The sequence below is a fragment of the Rosenbergiella gaditana genome (genome assembly GCF_018494065.1).
GTDB classification, from domain to species: Bacteria; Pseudomonadota; Gammaproteobacteria; order Enterobacterales; family Enterobacteriaceae; genus Rosenbergiella; species Rosenbergiella gaditana.
Genome location: NZ_JABBFR010000030.1, coordinates 1 through 17,923, shown reverse-complemented (window position 1 = coordinate 17,923; position 17,923 = coordinate 1). Strand labels below are relative to the sequence as shown.

Below are 17,923 nucleotides of genomic sequence, written 5' to 3'. Positions count from 1 at the left end.
ATCAAGTCACCTGTTTTATGTTGTGGTGAGAATATCACCTTTGATCAGGTGGCCAAATTTACTGTGCCACTACAAGAACTGTTTTCAGTATCGAGACCGACCGTTTACCGGACGCTTATACGAGGCAGAGAAAAGCAGTCATCATTTTATTCATACAAGGACGAATTATGGCTCAGGATATTTTTGTAAAATTTGATGGTATCGAAGGTGAATCTCAGGATTCAACCCATAAAGGAGAAATTGAAGTACTTAACTGGAACTGGTCTATTGGTCAGACATCAAATATGCATTCCGGCAGCGGTGGTGGGGCTGGAAAATGTACTGTAGACGATTTGCATTTTGAACACTATGTCGATAAGTCCAGCACCCATTTACTTCAGTATTGTCTGACCGGCAAACATATTCCGGAAGCTGTTCTTACTGTAAGAAAAGCGGGTGGTTCTCCGCTGGAGTATCTGCGTATTACTCTTAGGGAAATTATCATCACCGGAGTGAATCCTGTTTACCTCAATACCATGCGCGTCCCGCGCGAGACAGTAAGCCTCGCGTTCTCCCGGGTAAATATGGATTACGTTTTGCAGAATGCAGAGGGAAATAAATTGGGTACGGTTTCCATGGGATATGACATTAAAGCTAATAAAGCTATTTAAGAGCAAGTGATATAAAGGAATATAACTATGTTATTCATCGATGAAAATGGTTTAGTGGATGCGGAACGCATTATTGTTAAGAGATTCAGTACGATAGAGCGCGGTAAACTGGATAAGGTGAACGGGATTGTTGTACATCAGACGGGTGGTTCTACAGTCAACAGTACTTTTAATAGTTATCAAAATAGTGGTGCTAACGGTGCTCACTTTCTGATAGAAAAAGATGGGACTATCTACCAGACAGCTTCATTGTACAAAATAACTAACCATGTGGGATTTTTGCAATCGCGTTGTTTACTCAAGCAGTCATGCAGCCCTCAAGAGTTAAAAAAAGCAATGGATATGAACAATATTAAAAATATCAGGGAAAAATCAAAAACAGTACACCGTTATGAAATTGGGAAAAAATTTCCAGACAGATTCCCCTATAATGCTGATTCTATTGGAATAGAGATTGTTGGAAAAGCCAAAAGAATAAACAATGATGATATATATGAATCTGTTAATGACAAACAAAACGAATCCTTAAAATGGCTGGTGAAAGAATTATCAGAAACAGTGAGCGTTTCTTTAAGTGAAGTTTATCGCCATCCGGATGTTGGAAGGAAAAATGTAACGGAAGCGAGCACTGCAAAATGGTAAATATAAAAAGATATTTATCATCGCTATTACTGGTTTTTTTAACCGCTGCATGTAGCGAGCAGGGAAAAGTGAAAACACTGACCGATATAGATACGGGCCTGACGGTTTCATGGTTATTGAAAGATGAAAATATTAAAGAAGAGTGTAGTAAATTCCAGCCTACGCGTGAACAGATACTGAAATTCTTTAATAAGGCACAGCGTGTTGAAGGATTCGTTGTAACCAAAGACCGTTACACACCCTGTTTTACTTCCGGCCAAATAACCTGGCGTAATGGTAGCAGTGCCAGCTGGAACCTGTATTCCAGTGGAACAGCCAGTCTTTTGCTGGATAATGGTGAAACAATATACCTGTATCAGCGGGACTATCACTGGTTTGATCCAACGGAATGTACTTATGGTCTGGGTGATGAGGGTGAATGCTAAAAACAAATAGCTAAGGAGAGAACCAGTCAGTAACTGACTGGTTTGGGACCAGTGGGTCGGAGGTTCGAATCCTCTCTCGCCGACCAAATTTAAAGAAACCCCGCTTCGGCGGGGTTTTTTGTTTTTGTCGTACTTAAGCTGTCGGGAGTGTGATTTCTCCACTGATAACGGTAGTTGAGCGCCCGCCAACAAAGATTTTCCCGCCAAGTGTTTTTATCTCTATCTCACCCGCGGCACCTACACAAGCCCCCTGTTGGGCACGATAATGATCGGGCAACTCATTCTTTCCAATAAGCCATTGTGCTAACACGGCATTCAGACTACCGGTCACTGGGTCTTCAGTCGCTTCTGCGCCAATGAAGGCACGTACCACTAAATGATTTCCCTCAGGGTTCACGCTACAAATCCCTAATTTAAGGTCAGGCATGGCCGAGTAATCAGGGGTGATACTGAGTAGCCGTTCAACCGAGTTCACCACGACGCAATGCCAGACTGGACCATTACTCAACACCGCGGTAGCGGCCATCTCTTCAGGCAGCAGGCCGGTTGCGGCAACTAATTGCTGTCGTTCTTCAGTCGAGAAAGGGCGTTGCTCAAGTAAAGGCGGTGCTTGAAAAAATAACTGGTCGTCAATTTGTCGAATCTCAACAATACCGATGGCGGATTGTTGATAGACCACCGCTTGTTCCCGCCCATTCAACCAACTATGGCAAGCTCCTAACGTTGGATGCCCCGCAAAAGGGAGCTCTTCGGTTGGCGTAAAAATACGAATGTGATAGTCAGCCCGTGCATCCTTAGCAGGAGTAATAAAAACGGTTTCACTGAGTTGAGTCCAACGAGCAAAGGCTTGCATCGTCGATACCGAGTACTGATCGGTATCACAGTGCACCACGGCCAAGGGATTGCCTTTTAAAGGATCTGTGGCAAAGACATTAATTTGTTCGAAATGGGATTTCATTACTCTAACGCCAAAAGGTAAGGGAACCTTCATAACATCATGGATTCGCGAGCGTGGCAAGAACAGCGAAGAGAGGGCGGCTGCATGCAGCCGCCGAAGAGAAGGGTTATTGGTCGGGATATTTTTTTAGCGTTAAATGAAGACCTTCGCGACGCATTTTCGCGGCTTCTTCAGGGCGGCGCATTTTATCGTAGACATCTGCTAACCAAGCGTAGTCGAAGCTATCTGGACGTTGTGCTAAGGCTGTCTTAAAAGCCTCGACAGCTTGCTGCCATTCACCCCGCCGCATGAGTAATTGACCCAGAGTACTTTCTAACAATGGCGTCGATCCATGCTGTTTGATTAACTGACGTACTAACTTCTCAGAATCTTCACTATTCGCCGTTTTAATCTTTGGAATAGCCAGGACTAAACTTTCATTGTACTGACGTTTTAGCCCATCCATCGCGATAACCTGTGCCATCTCATGGTCGTCACATTCGATCAAATGCGTCACCATGGCTGCCTGTAAACGTGGATCTTGGCGTGTTTTACGTGCTTGATGGCTCCACCACTGTTTCAAGCCCTCGCTGCCCCCAGACGCCATGGCTTGCTCCATAAGACCTAACCAAGCTTTCTGCGTGAGCGTTTCAGTTTCCTCTTTAGTGGCTAACTGGTCTTTCTCAAGAGAAGGTAATATATCCAGCAAGGCCGACCATGCGCCAGTACGTAAATAAGCGGTTTGCGCCAGACGTAGCACCTCTGGATGGCGCGGGGCGACATCCAGTAGACGGTCGATGGTATGGCGTGCGGCGTGGTTCTCTTCTCGTGCTAAAAGGATACGTGCTCGGGCAATTTCAACAGGAATTTGATTATCAGTACTCAGCTCGGATGCACGCTCAAGATGTTGATTTGCTCGGATCTCATCGCCTCGTTGTTGCGCGGCTTCTGCGGCCAATAAATAGTTGGCAACTGGCGTATCAGAATAGTCGGCATTTTTAGTCATGAGTTTTTCAACTTGCTGGTAATCACCCTCAGCTAACTTAATTAATGCTGTATTAGTGTGTTTCTGCGCTAAACGGTGTTTTCTGCCAGCAAACCAGCGACGTGCACGGGAGCCCGTTCTAAATAAGCGGCGTATAACCCACTCAATCAGCAGAATAACGATTAACGCCACTAAAAGTATAATAACTAATCCTGTGACTGAGGTTTCGATATTCCATTCTGAGGTTTGAATCAGCACGTAGCCTTGCTTTCCAGCGAAGACCGGACCTAATACGATCCCTGCAATCAGTAAAATAAAGAGTGCTAAGACTTTAATCACCTTAACCTCCTTGTTGCGACGTGGTGGTTGGGGTTTGCGCCGGTTGCGGATCGTTGCTACTTGGGCTGCTCAGTAAACCACGCACACGATTTTGCATTAATTTATCGATCAACCCTTGGCTCGAGAGATTATCGGGAAGATCCATAGCAATAGGGGTTTGTGATAATTGATCAATCTGCGCTAAAAACGCCTTAGTCGTTGGATCGTCAGTGTTGTACCACGCCCGCACCCATGTTGAAACTGCTTCGAGTGACTGTTTATAGATATCTTGTTGATGGCGAGGAATGGCTTGCGAGGCGATCAGCAGACGCGAGCGAATGTTCTCACGCAAATAGATGTCTTGATTAGGGGCCAATAGGGGTTGTGCGCTATTATCGCGACGCCGGACAGTGATAAAGTTATCCATGAAGTCATGCCAGCTTGCGATGAGGTTATGGCGCCACTCGGCTAAGGATCCCGAGATATCGTGGCTATCTTTATCCATTGGCGCATCATTATCGCTATCATCTGCCAAACGTAAATTATCAACGTTATTGGCAAGTTGGCTAACTTGTAGAATTATGCCGTCATAATCCACTTGATTAATATTGGCCAGCGTAGAAATATCTTGGTTTAACGCACGTCGTATATCAATAATACTTGGATCGTCCATTTGCGCTAAGCTGCGATCAGCACTTTTCAGCAAGGCAAGCGCAGTGGTGACGTCTTGATCGCTCCATAATTTTCTCCCCGCGAGTTTCACCAGGTAATCCGCCTGTGACACTAACCAAACACTGGCATCGTTACCGGTCAGTGAATTCACTTTATCGCGCAGGCCTTGCAGATCTTTTTCAGTTTCTTGAAGCTGGGACTGAGACTCTTTTAGAGCTTGCTCGGTTTGTGAGAGCTGTTGTGCCAATTGCTGCCGATCATTACCATTCTGTTGCTGAGCTTGAGCAAGTTGGTCGCGCAATGCTTGGGCTGAATTCGATTGTGAGTGATTAATGTGCGTAATGTACCATGCACTCCCTAGGCCTGAAGCTAGCGCAATAACAATCGCGAGGCTCGCCAGTGCTTTACCATTACCTGCAGCGTTAGCAGGCTTCGGAGAAGGAGTTATTGTGTTATCTTCTTTCACTTCATCCGGCATGGCGGAGGGGGCTTTGTGTTCCGTCATAGAGGCTTATCCCATAAGTTTAATTTCAGCGTAATGCGCGCAATAACGCATCGTTATCCGCTCCATCAGCAACAATAATATCTCGCCAACCGAAGTCGGTAGCAATTGTCGCCAAACGTTCACTGACGACAACGAGCCGACAGTGGAGTAACCATTCATTCCGATCAAGAGCAGGAATTAATTCGTAGAGCAGGTTGACCATCTCACCACTTGTCACAATTATGGTTGAGATCCCCTTTTGTCGCCAGCGAAAAGCCTGCTCAGCACCATGATAATTTATGGCGACTCGCTGATAACATTCGAAATAGGTCACGTGAGCGCCGCGTGATTGCAGCGTTTGCCCGAGAAGTTCTCGACCGTTATTTCCACGTAATATCAGACAGTTTTTTCCGGCGATGTTTTCTAACAACGGGAGGTCGAGTAAATGCTCACTCAGTGTCGTCTCAGGAAAATCAACAGCTTGTTGACAATAGCGATGCAGCGCTAATGCGCTATTTTTGCCAATAGCAAAATAATTCACATCGGCTGGCCAAGCCGTGTTTTCAGCTAATAGATAAGGTCCCACATAAGTGAGGACTCGAGCTGAAACCGCGATAATAAGATCGCCGCGGTTTAGGGTGGCAAGCTGTGAAGAGAATTCGGGTAACTGGTGCCCTGGAAGAAAGTCGATCAGGGGGAGATGCCAAGCTTGACGTCCAGTCAATCGTAACCGGTCGACGAGCTGCTGCCCTTCCGGAAAAGGTCGAGTCACCAGAATACTCATCGTACTACTGCCCTTGGTAAACGCTACGTAGGATGTCGCCGGCCCCACGTGCTAATAGCTCGTCGGCTAACGAGGTACCTAACGCTTCGGCTTCTTCAGCGGTGCCATGGCGCTCACCGGCAATGATTAAGTCGCCTTCTGGCGTGCCGACAAGCCCTCGGAGCCACAACTTACCCTCGTTAAGTAGCGCAAAGCTGGCGATAGGGACTTGGCATCCACCCTCCAAGCGCGTATTCATTGCACGTTCTGCTGTCACACAGAGGGCCGTCGGCGAGTGGTTAAGCGGCGCTAATAATTGATGCAGTGCGATGTCATTGTTGCGGCATTCTATTCCTATCGCACCTTGACCGACCGCTGGAAGGGAAACTTCAGGGGGTAGTGAATAACGGATCCTTGATGTTAGTCCTAAGCGGATAAGGCCGGCCGAAGCGAGAATAATGGCATCGTATTCGCCAGCATCGAGTTTAGATAAGCGAGTGCCTACGTTTCCGCGTAATGAACGAATAATAAGATCGGGGCGTAGTGCGCTCAACTGACATTGACGTCGCAGGCTAGAGGTACCGACGATCGCACCTTGTGGCAGCGCATCAAGGCTGTCGTAATGATTGGAGACAAAAGCATCTAAAGGATTTTCACGTGGACAGATGGCCGCAAGGCCCAATCCTTCGGGAAACGCGATGGGGACATCTTTCATTGAATGGACCGCAAGATCGGCACGGCCTTCCAGCATCGCTGATTCGAGCTCCTTCACAAACAATCCCTTCCCGCCCACTTTAGAAAGCGGGCTATCCAGCAATATGTCGCCTTTTGTCACCATGGTGACTAACTCAACACGTAAGCCTGGATGATGAGCGATTAATTGTTGCTGTACATATTCCGCCTGCCATAGGGCTAGCGGGCTTTTACGGGTGGCAATTCTGATTGTTTTGTCAGTCATACTCGTAACCATACTTTTACATTTATCTATTATCCTAACATTTAAACCCGCGATGTGGCACTTTCGGCCAAGGAAAACCATGTAGTTTATTTTTTGACCGTAACACATGGATTGTTCAATGTTGATTAACGAGACATGCTAGGGTGAAGACACTAACACGCTTTACCGGATGGGGTGGCAGTGTTAGATTGACCGGCCGCGGTAGACATTGATGCATAAATAGCGCGGAATCTTTTTATCAACTTCTTGCCATGAGTTCGGGTGTGATGCCTTGTATCTTTATATAGAAACACTGAAACAACGATTGGATGCGATTAATCAGTTACGCACTGATCGTGCCACCGCGGCGATGGGCGCGGCGTTTCGTCACATCTATAGTTTGCTACCAGTGCTTTTGCATTACCACCACCCGGATATGCCAGGCTACCTTTCGCATAATACTCCGCACGGGATTAGTTTCTTCACCCCAGATGAGACCCAGCAGGCGCTTCTAGAGACGTTATTTCCAGACAATGCACACAAACAGCTTATACCACCGCCAGACAATGCTCCCATTTTGGGGCTTTACTCGATGGGAAGTACCTCTTCAATTGGTCAAAGTAGTGACTCTGATCTGGATATCTGGGTTTGTCACCAATCTTGGCTAGATGGAGCGGAACGGCAGGCTCTAAAGAATAAATGTCATCAACTACAGATTTGGTGCAAAAAGCAGGGTGTCGAGATCAGTTTCTTCCTGATTGACGAAAACCGTTTTCGGATGAACGAGAGTGGGGCGTTGGGAAAAGAAGATTGTGGGAGTACCCAACATATTCTCCTGCTGGATGAATTTTATCGAAGCGCCGTACGCTTGGCGGGTAAACATATTCTTTGGAACCTGGTTCCCAGTGAGCAAGAAGCCCATTACGATGAGTATGTCATGGAGCTCTACGCCAAAGGTGCGCTGGTCCCCAATGAATGGATCGACCTCGGTGGATTAGGGACCTTATCGGCAGAAGAGTACTTTGGTGCAAGTTTGTGGCAACTGTATAAAAGCATCGACTCGCCGTATAAAGCCGTATTGAAAACAGTATTGTTGGAAGCTTATAGCTGGGAATATCCGAACACACGGCTGCTGGCGACAGAAATCAAACAGTGCTTACATGAGGGTGACATCATCCATTTTGGTCTTGATCCCTATTGTATGATGCTCGAGCGAGTCACGGCTTATTTAGAAGCAATCAATGACGCCGCCCGACTGGATCTTGTCCGACGCTGTTTCTATTTGAAAGTTTCTGAAAAATTGACTTCAGGAAGCAGTGACGAACCGTCACCCTGGCGACGAGAAATTTTGGCGCAATTGGTCGCTCGCTGGGGATGGGAAAGCGAGCGCTTAACGCAACTTGATGGACGAGCGCACTGGAAAATAGAACAAGTACGTGTCGCCCATAACGAGTTACTCGATGCGATGATGCAAAGCTATCGAAACCTAATTCGCTTTGCACGTCGTAATAATCTGAGTGTGAGCGCCAGTCCCCAAGATATTGGTGTACTGACGCGTAAGCTTTACGCGGCGTTTGAGGCATTACCCGGTAAAGTCGCGCTGCTTAACCCGCAAATCTCCCCGGACCTTTCTGAGGACCACCTCACGTTTATCTATGTTGCCGAAGGGCGAGCTAATCGTCGTGGATGGTATCTTTATAATCAGGCTCCTGAGATGAACGCGATCATTAGTCATCAACCCCTCGAATATAATCGTTATTTGAATAAGTTGGTGGCTTGGGCATGGTTTAACGGCTTACTGACTGAAAAAACGCATCTTCATATCAAGGGGACTAGCCTGTGCGATCTGCCCCGCCTCCAAGAGTTGGTTCAAGATATTGCCACACATTTCCCCATACGCTTGGCTGCGCCAACGCCTAAAGCGCTTTATAGTCCTTGTGAGATCCGACATCTGGCCTTGATGGTGAATATTGAGTCTGATCCGACTCAAGCGTTACGTGATCAAGTCGTGCTGTTTGATTTTCGGAAGATGGATGTGTTTAGCTTTGGGCAACAGCAGCAATGCTTAATAGGCAGTGTCGATCTCCTCTATCGAAATTCGTGGAATGAGGTAAGAACACTACATTTCGAGGGCGAGTCGGCGATGATTGAAGCGCTTAAGACCATATTGGGTAAAATGCATCAAGAAGCGCTACCGCCAGAGTCTGTCGACGTATTTTGCTACAGCCCGCATTTACGTGCATTGATTCGTACCCGAGTCTTGCAACTCGTTTCGGAATGCATTGATTTACGTCTATCCAGCAATCGTCAAGAAACAGGGCGGTTTAAAGCATTGAAATTAGCGAGTGATACCTGGGGACTCTTTTTTGAGCGGATGGGGGTATCGGTTCAAAAACTCAAAAACGCAGTCGAATTTTATGGCGCGATCTCCAACAATAAATTGCAAGGGTTATCTATCCAGATGGACTCTAAACAGGCGAATCTTCCGACTGTGGTCAAAAATTATGCCAGTGAAGGGATTATCCAGTTTTTCTTTGAAGATCATCCGCCTGCGGAAAGCTTTAGCATCTATGTGCTTGACGAACATAATCATGCAGAGGTGTATCAGCACTGTGAAGGGAGTAAAGAGGAACTCATGCGTGACGTTTGTCGATTTTATTCCTCTTCTCACGACCGTTTAACCTTCGGTACGTCATCCATTAATTTTAATTTACCGCAGTTTTATCAAGTCGTGGAACATCAGGGTCGCTCAAAAATCATTAATTTCCACTCCCCGAGCCAAGATGAAGTCACGGAGAGAGTCTCCCCGCAACTCGGTCAAAATATTCTACCGCGATCGCCGTATCGCCCCTAATATCAGAACGATACAGGCTCACCTGCTTGCACCGTACAGGCTTCGGCAAGTAACGCCCAAAATTCATTGCCGGTACGATCACATACCCATTTCTCTTCCTTTAAAGAAAAATGATAACCGCCAGCCTTAGTGGCTAACCAGACTTGATGTAATGGCTCTTGTCGATTAACAATAATCTTGGTGCCATTCTCGAAACTCAGGGTCATGACATTTCCATGGGTCTCGTAATCAATGTCGGCATCGCCATCGTGATCGTCTAAGCGTTCTTCGATAGTTAATAACAGACGGTCTGCTTGTTGATGAAATTCGCTGTCGTTCATGCTCGCTCCTATTTTTGACCAGTATAACGATTGCTTAACGATGGATCATCTGAGATTTACTGAGCAGAGACTCTCCTCCGCCAATTCCACTATTTTCTGTTGCTTTTCCCGTTTCAACTGCGATGATACGCAGAATAGAAAGTTAAGTGAGTGAATAACAATGAAGAATGCTGTGGCTAAATATACCCTTTTTATTGCTGTTATTGCTTTAGCAGGCTGTGGATTAAAAGGCCCGCTCTATTTCCCGAAAGATAGCTCGGGTAAGCAACAGGGCCAAAATACCGGTTACGACCAAGGTATTTTCAAAAAAGCGAATAAAAAATCCGATAACTTATAGTCAGCCGATATGGCAATGGGGTGAAGCATGCAGTTTTCTAAAATGCATGGTCTAGGTAACGATTTCATGGTGGTCGATGCTGTTACTCAGAATGTGTTTTTTTCTCCAGAACTGATTCGACGCTTAGCTGATCGTCATTTAGGGATTGGTTTCGATCAATTATTGGTAGTTGAGCCACCCTATGACCCAGACCTTGATTTCCACTACCGCATCTATAATGCGGACGGAAGTGAAGTGGCACAATGTGGTAATGGGGCGCGTTGTTTTGCACGCTTCGTTCGCCTAAAAGGGCTTACTAATAAGAATAGTATTCGTGTTAGTACACAAGCGGGACAGATGGTCTTAACGGTCAACCGTGATGAGTTAGTTGAGGTCAACATGGGTGAACCAAAGTTTGAACCGTCAGAGGTGCCATTCAGAGCTAACAAGGCGGAAAGTCTCTATCTGCTGCGGGTTGAAGAGCGAACGGTGATGTTTGGCGCGGTTTCCATGGGTAACCCACATTGTGTGATCCAAGTACAAGCGACCGCCACAGCGGAGGTTGAAGTACTGGGGCCTATCTTAGAGAGCCATGACCGTTTTCCTGAACGCGTGAACGTCGGTTTTATGGAAGTGGTTAATCGCGAACACATTCGTTTGCGAGTCTACGAACGTGGCGCAGGCGAAACACAAGCCTGTGGCAGTGGTGCCTGTGCGGCAGTGGCGAGTGGTATCCAACAAGGTTTACTGAGTCAGAATGTTCGGGTTGATCTCCCGGGTGGTACCCTGCATATTGCCTGGCACGGACCGGGAACGCCTCTGTTTATGACCGGGCCAGCCACTCACGTTTATGATGGATTTATTCACCTATGACCACTCGCCAAGAACAGACGCCTTTACCGAATCAGCCACTAGATGATGAGAGCGTGAGCGAATATTTACGCCAGCATCCAGATTTTTTCATTCATAACGCTCGTCAGGTTGAGCAGATGATTGTTCCTCATCCGGTAAAAGGGAGTGTGTCTTTGGTCGAATGGCAGTTGACGCGTCAACGCCAACAGATTGTTAATTTAGAGCAAGAAATCACGTTATTAATGGAACAAGCGCAAGCGAATCAGCATCTGTTTGGTCAGCTACTCCATTTACAATCGCACCTTGCCAGCGCGAGTGATTTAGCGGAACTGCAAAGCCGTTTGCATCATTGGGCAAGAGGGCTTGGACTGGCTGGGGCAACCTTTCGTTTATTTAATGATAGTTGGCAGTTGGCCGTGCCTTCCGGCTTCCATCATCTTGGCTTAGATCGCAATAGCTTTACGCCGCTTCAATTACAGCGATTCAACCAAGACAGCCATTATCTTGGTCGGCTACAGGGTCCAGAACTGTTGTTGTTAATTCCTGAAGCTAAAGCAGTCGGTTCAGTGGCGCTCTCCCTGTTGACTGATAAGGAGCAAGACGTGGGTGTTCTCATCTTCAGCAGTCGCAATAAAGATCATTATCATCAGGGAATGGGCACAGAATTACTGCATTGTATCGCGGGTTTCTTGCCACATTTACTGACACGTTGGATAAGTCGTTCATGACTTCCCAAGGCGCATTACTTTTTCAACGCTGTGAGGAGTATTTACGCTATTTACGGGTCGAGCGTCAGCTCAGTCCGCTTACGATTTCGAATTATCAACGACAGTTACAGGTGATTTGTGACTTTTTTTCTGCGTCGTCCCTGAGCGCTTGGTCGCAGCTCACCCCCGTCTTAATTCGTTCAATGGCTGCCGCCTCGCGACGAGAAGGGTTAAAAGCATCAAGCCTTGCTTTGCGTCTCTCTTCCTTGCGCAGCTTCCTCGATTGGCAAGTTTCGCAGGGACTATTAGTGGCTAATCCTGCCAAAGGGATTGCGACCCCGCGAGCCGGTAGGCCGTTACCGAAGAATATTGATGTGGATTCGGTCAATCAGTTACTCTCAATTAATTTGAACGATCCGCTGTCTGTCCGTGATCGAACCATGCTCGAAGTGATGTATGGAGGAGGTCTGCGTCTTTCCGAATTGGTTAATTTAGATTGCCAACATCTTGAGCTGGAATCCGGTGAAGTGTGGGTCATGGGGAAAGGAAGTAAAGAGCGGCGACTCCCTATCGGAAGTACAGCGGTAGAGTGGTTAGTTCGCTGGCTTGAGATGCGTGAATTATTTCTGCCCGAAGACAATGCTGTCTTTATCTCGCAACAGGGTAAGCGTATTTCTACACGTAACGTCCAAAAACGTTTTGCACAGTGGGGTGTCTTGCAAGGGATCACCACTCATGTCCATCCGCATAAGCTGCGCCATTCTTTTGCCACGCATATGTTAGAATCGAGCGGAGATTTGCGTGCAGTACAGGAGCTATTGGGTCATGCGAACCTCTCGACAACGCAGATCTATACTCACTTAGACTTCCAGCACCTTGCCTCGGTCTATGATGCCGCCCACCCCCGTGCTAAACGAGGTAAAACCTAATGCGATTTTATCGACCGATTAACCGTCCACAGGCAATCACTTTCGACTTGGATGATACGCTTTATGATAATCGGCAAGTGATCCTAACCACCGTTGAAAAAACGCATCAGGCGCTACAAGCATGGCATCCTAGCTTAGCCAATATCACCCTTGACGATTATGATCGTGTACGGCTTGAGGTGGCGCAGCAACATCCCACGATAGTCCATGATGTCACGGCTTGGCGTCAGGTGACCTTGGTAACACTTATCCAGAGCGTAGGGATGAGCCATGATAAGGCACAAGCGGGCGCAGCAGAGGTGATGACCGTTTTTCATCAGTGGCGTAGTGCGGCGTATATTCCAGACATGACACACCAGGTTTTGGCTGAATTGGCAGCCAAAGTCCCTTTAGTCGCAATCACTAATGGCAATGCGGATGCTGAACAGTTGGGAATAGCTCAGTATTTTACGCTGGTGTTGCGTGCCGGGCCTGATGGTCGGGCAAAACCTTTAGGGGATCTTTATCAGATTGCTGCGCAGTACTTGCGCTTAGCCCCTGCCGACATTTTACATGTTGGTGATGACCTGATTACCGACGTACAAGGCGCGCTGGTGGCAGGCTTTCAAGCTTGCTGGATCAACGATCGCCAACAGAACCTGATGACCGCCAGCTTAGCGCGAGTGATCCCCCATCTTGAAATTTCGCGGTTGGATTCATTGACCAGCTTGCTATAATGGCTGTAGATATATACAGCCTCCTCTTACTAATGCAACGGTGCTTATGGACGTTTCTGAACTGCTCGACGGCTTAAATGATAAACAGCGTGAGGCGGTAGCCGCCCCGCGGAGTAACCTATTGGTTCTAGCTGGCGCAGGCAGTGGCAAAACCCGGGTATTAGTTCATCGTATTGCTTGGCTATTAACGGTTGAGCGCTGTTCCCCCTATTCGATTATGGCGGTGACCTTTACCAATAAGGCCGCTGCCGAAATGCGCCATCGTATTGAAGAGGTCGTCGGGACGAGTCAAGGTGGGATGTGGATCGGCACATTCCACGGTTTAGCACATCGCTTACTGCGCGCACATCCATTGGACGCAGGATTACCTGCCGATTTCCAAATTCTCGATAGTGAAGACCAGTTACGTCTGCTTAAGCGGTTGATTAAAGCCCTAAACTTAGACGATAAACAGTGGCCGGCCCGCCAAGCGATGTGGTACATCAATGGCAAAAAAGATGAAGGGTTACGTCCAAAGCATATTGATAGTTATGGAAATCCGGTCGAGAAAACGTGGTTATCAATCTACCAAGCTTATCAAGAAGCCTGTGACCGAGCAGGACTCGTTGATTTTGCTGAGCTTTTACTGCGTGCGCATGAGTTATGGCTTAACAAACCTCATCTACTCAATCATTATCGTGAACGCTTTACCAACCTTCTGGTCGACGAATTCCAAGATACCAACAATATTCAGTATGCCTGGATTCGCATGTTAGCGGGCGATAGCAGTAATGTGATGATTGTCGGGGATGATGACCAATCCATTTATGGATGGCGCGGTGCACAAGTTGAAAACATCCAGCGCTTCCTCAGCGATTTCCCTGGGGCACAGACGATTCGCTTGGAACAAAACTATCGTTCCACGCGTAATATCTTGCAAGCAGCGAATATTCTGATTGCCAACAATTCAGGGCGACTTGGCAAAGAGTTATGGACTGAAGATGATTCGGGTGAGCTCATTTCTCTTTACTGTGCCTTTAACGAACTGGATGAGGCTCGCTTTGTCGTCAATCGTATTCGCCAATGGCACGAGCAAGGAGGCGCGCTTGCCGACTGTGCAATACTCTATCGCAGTAATGCTCAGTCACGGGTATTGGAAGAAGCCTTACTACAAAGTACCTTGCCGTACCGTATTTATGGCGGTATGCGCTTCTTCGAGCGACAAGAAATTAAAGATGCATTAGCCTATCTACGCTTAATGGGGAACCGTAATGATGATGCGGCCTTCGAACGTGTGGTGAATACCCCAACGCGGGGAATTGGCGACCGTACGCTCGACGTTGTTCGCCAATTCGCACGTGACCGACAAATGACGCTTTGGCAAAGTGCGCGTGAACTTCTGCATGAAAAAGTTTTAGCGGGTCGGGCAGCGTCAGCACTGCAGCGTTTTATCGAATTGATTGAATCCCTAGTCTATGAAACCGCAGAAATGCCGCTCCATGTGCAAACGGATCGGGTCATTAAAGACTCTGGCCTTTGGATCATGTACGAGCAGGAGAAAGGGGAAAAAGGCCAAGCCCGGATAGAGAACCTGGAAGAGCTCGTCACGGCAACGCGCCAATTTAGTTATCAAGACGAAAACGAAGACTTAATGCCACTGCAAGCTTTCCTTTCCCATGCCGCGCTCGAAGCGGGTGAAGGGCAAGCGGATAAATGGCAAGACGCTGTACAATTGATGACCCTACACTCGGCAAAAGGCTTAGAATTCAGCCAAGTCTTTATTGTTGGCATGGAAGAGGGGATGTTTCCTAGCCAAATGTCCATTGAAGAGAGTGGTCGCTTGGAGGAGGAGCGTCGTCTTGCCTATGTTGGTGTCACCCGAGCCATGAAAAAACTGACGCTGACCTTCGCGGAAAGCCGGCGCTTGTATGGTAAGGAAGTGAGCCATCGTCCGTCACGCTTTATTGGGGAATTGCCAGAAGAGTGTGTAGAAGAAGTGAGGTCGCGTGCCAATATTACCCGTCCGGTTGATACGAAACGGATGGGCGCACCGGTGATTGCTAATGATAGCGGCTGGACCCTAGGGCAACGTGTGCGTCATACCAAGTTCGGAGAAGGCACTATTATCAATCTTGAGGGCAGTGGCGAACATTGTCGCTTACAAATAGCCTTTCAAGGACAAGGTGTGAAATGGCTTGTTGCTGCTTATGCACGTTTAGAAACAGTGTAATGGTTGGGGTGCTTGACGATATTTTCGTCTCGGCGTAACGAGTCTTGTCCTGAATTGTATGTAGGGGAGCTTACTGTAATAATGATATAGCCCGCGGCATCATTGCCTAGGGCTACTGTTGCGTTAACTCCTGTCAATAATTGAAAATCTTTCTCTGCCATTTCGTATCAGGTCGGTTCGGCTGGTAATTATCAATCGCCGCACGGAGTAAATCGGTGGCCTCAGGCTTAGTTTCTTGAGACAGCGCTTTTGGAGTATTACCCCACGGCCATAGTACGTTTTGCCAAGAACTTGATATATGAATGTACCGAGGGGTTATTTCGTCGATAATGTTTTGGGCGATACTGGCTTTCTTACCATGTAAAACATTATTCGACACCGATAGCGCGTGACGGTAATACCGCTGTAAATCTGCCGGGATTTTGTTTTCATAAGCCATCGCTTGAGCAGAGAAAGGGCACCCTTTAGAAATTGCGGCCTTCAACATTAATATCAGCGCTATATATTGCAAATCCCCTGCTACCCGTTTCTCGCTGACTCCTTGATAATAAGGGGCAGGAAGGTAACCGCCGATAATATCCGTGTCTTTCAACAAAATATTCCATTTACTCTCTTTTCGTAGTGTATCGAGTTCTTCCCTTACTAACTTTTCCGTATTAATAATGATTGGAATGCCATATCTAGCTTGAGTCACTTCTGACTTTTCTATCTCATAATTTTGATAAGAACCACCGATATCTGAATGAGCACCGGGCAACGCTAACTCAAAATAATCGCCCGCTACACTACTCAGAGGAAAATTGTATCGGCATTCATGGCTGGCCGTTAATTGGAAAACAGTCTTCGCTGCATTCTTACCCAGAGCAACCTGCAACCCATTGGTATCGCCGCTATCATGAGGATCTTCCCAAAATGTTCCCAGTCGCCAGATGGATGCTACAGTGTCATAAAGCCCCAGGAATCGCACATCTGGTTTTGTGGTCATCCCATACCCTTTTTCTAAAGCAACTTGTGTTAGAATATCCACTATAGAATGGTCTAAAGAATTAACCATATTGACGAAATGTCTGGCAGTGGCGGCTCCACGGCTGAAACCAAATACATCGAACGTTAACGTTAATTCATCTTCTGCCTGACTTGCTCTCGGCAGTGATGATCTAATTTGCTGAACGATTTGTGAGACACTATTGCTATATTTAGCAAATACACCGTACCCACTGGTTATTAGAGGGATATCTACACCCATGGCCTGGACTAAAGTACTATCGCTTCCTCCATTTATAGTCCCTGCTCCCTCAATGTAAACAGCTAAATTCTTATCATTACCTTTTCCGTAATATTTATAAAGCCGGTAAATATTAGAAAATTTGCATTCATCTTTTTCCTTAGCGGCTAGTAGATTATTTGCATTCTGTCCTGTGCCATCAAAGAAAACGCCAATGTTTAATTTAACCTTTTTTTTCAATTTAACTGTGTCTGTAGTGTTTCCCATAACAATTCCTTTTTTAATTTCAAATAAAATTTTCTATAAAACAGTGGGTATATGGTTTCTTTAAACTCTATTAAATATGGATCTTTTCGTTTCGAGTAGTCAGTGCCTTATATTTGGCGATGTGCATACTGTCATGTGAAAAGAAGACCTGTCAATTAGGTCATAGGTTATTTTCTATTACTTAATCAATCGAGGTGCTCGTTAATTTATAGAGGTCTGGTCGAGCAGAAGTAATATTATTGTTAGTGCGTGGAATATTTTCTTATTAATAGATTTATTTCTCATTCAGGACGTAAGGCGTCGCCACTAAGGCCTAGGGGTAATATCAAGCGCTGTAGCAATGCCTCCAGCATGAAGAATGTTTGGTCGACGTTTTCTGTTAATAAATATAATTAATAAAGTAATGCTTTTTTTACTAGTGTTGCTTTATTTAAATATAAATTCTGATGTTTAATCGAATGGCTAAGTAGAAAAGAAATTGCCTATAAAATAAAGTGGTTGCTACAGAGATTAAGAACATTAAGGTTAGGGATTATTATCTACGATTATTTTGCTAGCAGCACGTGGTGTTTATCATTGCTCTACCATGAAAATAATTTTAGAAAGGATCACTAAACGTTAATCTAGTTACTTTTTTAGGTAATGACTCCAATGAGTAGAACATATATTTTTCAATGAAGGCCCCGATGACTTTTTCATGTCGCTCTATTGTGCG

General features: G+C 46.4%; 17 protein-coding genes and 1 tRNA gene. 11 read left to right on the top strand and 7 right to left on the bottom strand.

Translation table 11 applies throughout. From position 1 onward, the window contains the following. Positions 1–167 precede the first annotated feature (167 nt). The 4 genes from HH682_RS14495 (at position 168) to HH682_RS14480 (ending at position 1,803) form a co-directional block, all read left to right on the top strand. Positions 168–650: an Hcp family type VI secretion system effector gene (locus tag HH682_RS14495; protein WP_214238233.1), complete on the top strand. Its 483-nt coding sequence runs from the start codon at positions 168–170 to the stop codon at positions 648–650. Between the two features lie 27 nt (positions 651–677). Next, positions 678–1,292 carry a peptidoglycan recognition protein family protein gene (locus tag HH682_RS14490; protein WP_214238232.1) on the top strand — a complete coding sequence of 205 codons (615 nt, stop codon included), beginning with the start codon at positions 678–680 and terminating at the stop codon, positions 1,290–1,292. Further along, positions 1,286–1,717 (top strand): hypothetical protein, encoded by a 432-nt coding sequence (locus tag HH682_RS14485; protein ID WP_214238231.1) that lies wholly within the window; start codon positions 1,286–1,288, stop codon positions 1,715–1,717. The genes HH682_RS14490 and HH682_RS14485 overlap by 7 nt, the downstream gene beginning before the upstream one ends. Then, positions 1,696–1,803, top strand: a tRNA-Pro gene (locus tag HH682_RS14480). Before HH682_RS14485 ends, HH682_RS14480 begins: the two co-directional genes overlap by 22 nt. A gap of 47 nt (positions 1,804–1,850) precedes the next feature. Here the strand turns inward: HH682_RS14480 and HH682_RS14475 are convergent. The 5 genes from HH682_RS14475 to hemC all read right to left on the bottom strand — a co-directional run bounded on the left by HH682_RS14475 (position 1,851) and on the right by hemC (position 6,834). Further along, complete coding sequence (locus HH682_RS14475) at positions 1,851–2,675, bottom strand: PhzF family phenazine biosynthesis protein (protein WP_214238230.1); 825 nt, start codon at positions 2,673–2,675, stop codon at positions 1,851–1,853. Positions 2,676–2,781: 106 nt separating this feature from the next. Next, positions 2,782–3,978, bottom strand: coding sequence for a protoheme IX biogenesis protein HemY (hemY, locus tag HH682_RS14470; RefSeq protein ID WP_214238229.1), 1,197 nt, complete (start codon positions 3,976–3,978; stop codon positions 2,782–2,784). 1 nt (position 3,979) lies between these two features. Further along, positions 3,980–5,134, bottom strand: coding sequence for a uroporphyrinogen-III C-methyltransferase (gene hemX / locus HH682_RS14465; RefSeq protein ID WP_214238228.1), 1,155 nt, complete (start codon positions 5,132–5,134; stop codon positions 3,980–3,982). Between the two features lie 25 nt (positions 5,135–5,159). Next, positions 5,160–5,897, bottom strand: coding sequence for a uroporphyrinogen-III synthase (gene hemD, locus HH682_RS14460; RefSeq protein WP_214238227.1), 738 nt, complete (start codon positions 5,895–5,897; stop codon positions 5,160–5,162). A gap of 4 nt (positions 5,898–5,901) precedes the next feature. Then, the gene (hemC, locus tag HH682_RS14455; RefSeq protein ID WP_214238226.1) at positions 5,902–6,834 is read right to left on the bottom strand and encodes a hydroxymethylbilane synthase; all 933 of its coding nucleotides are present in this window, start codon (positions 6,832–6,834) and stop codon (positions 5,902–5,904) included. Between the two features lie 271 nt (positions 6,835–7,105). On the opposite strand from hemC, the gene HH682_RS14450 reads away from it, so the two are divergent. Then, entirely contained in the window at positions 7,106–9,667 is a 2,562-nt protein-coding gene (locus tag HH682_RS14450) for a class I adenylate cyclase (protein ID WP_214238225.1), read from the top strand. A gap of 2 nt (positions 9,668–9,669) precedes the next feature. Here the strand turns inward: HH682_RS14450 and cyaY are convergent, their stop codons facing one another. Beyond that, positions 9,670–9,987, bottom strand: coding sequence for an iron donor protein CyaY (cyaY, locus tag HH682_RS14445; protein WP_214238224.1), 318 nt, complete (start codon positions 9,985–9,987; stop codon positions 9,670–9,672). A 172-nt stretch (positions 9,988–10,159) separates the two neighbouring features. Here cyaY and lptM point away from each other — a divergent pair, with 172 nt between their 5' ends. From lptM to uvrD, 6 genes are read left to right on the top strand one after another with little or no spacing between them, the layout of a single operon-like run. Next, the gene (gene lptM, locus HH682_RS14440; protein WP_338049356.1) at positions 10,160–10,324 is read left to right on the top strand and encodes an LPS translocon maturation chaperone LptM; all 165 of its coding nucleotides are present in this window, start codon (positions 10,160–10,162) and stop codon (positions 10,322–10,324) included. A gap of 27 nt (positions 10,325–10,351) precedes the next feature. Next, positions 10,352–11,176 carry a diaminopimelate epimerase gene (gene dapF / locus HH682_RS14435; RefSeq protein ID WP_214238222.1) on the top strand — a complete coding sequence of 275 codons (825 nt, stop codon included), beginning with the start codon at positions 10,352–10,354 and terminating at the stop codon, positions 11,174–11,176. Next, on the top strand, positions 11,173–11,883 hold the full coding sequence (locus HH682_RS14430; protein ID WP_214238221.1) for a DUF484 domain-containing protein: 711 nt from the start codon (positions 11,173–11,175) through the stop codon (positions 11,881–11,883). Before dapF ends, HH682_RS14430 begins: the two co-directional genes overlap by 4 nt. Next, complete coding sequence (gene xerC / locus HH682_RS14425; protein ID WP_214238220.1) at positions 11,880–12,791, top strand: tyrosine recombinase XerC; 912 nt, start codon at positions 11,880–11,882, stop codon at positions 12,789–12,791. Before HH682_RS14430 ends, xerC begins: the two co-directional genes overlap by 4 nt. Continuing rightward, on the top strand, positions 12,791–13,507 hold the full coding sequence (gene yigB, locus HH682_RS14420; RefSeq protein WP_214238219.1) for a 5-amino-6-(5-phospho-D-ribitylamino)uracil phosphatase YigB: 717 nt from the start codon (positions 12,791–12,793) through the stop codon (positions 13,505–13,507). Before xerC ends, yigB begins: the two co-directional genes overlap by 1 nt. A gap of 46 nt (positions 13,508–13,553) precedes the next feature. Beyond that, entirely contained in the window at positions 13,554–15,716 is a 2,163-nt protein-coding gene (uvrD, locus tag HH682_RS14415) for a DNA helicase II (RefSeq protein WP_214238218.1), read from the top strand. Positions 15,717–15,849: 133 nt separating this feature from the next. Here uvrD and HH682_RS14410 read toward each other — a convergent pair whose 3' ends face one another. Then, positions 15,850–17,208, bottom strand: a complete 1,359-nt coding sequence (locus tag HH682_RS14410) for a T6SS phospholipase effector Tle1-like catalytic domain-containing protein (RefSeq protein WP_214238217.1) — start codon at positions 17,206–17,208, stop codon at positions 15,850–15,852. Between the last annotated feature and the right edge of the window lie 715 nt (positions 17,209–17,923).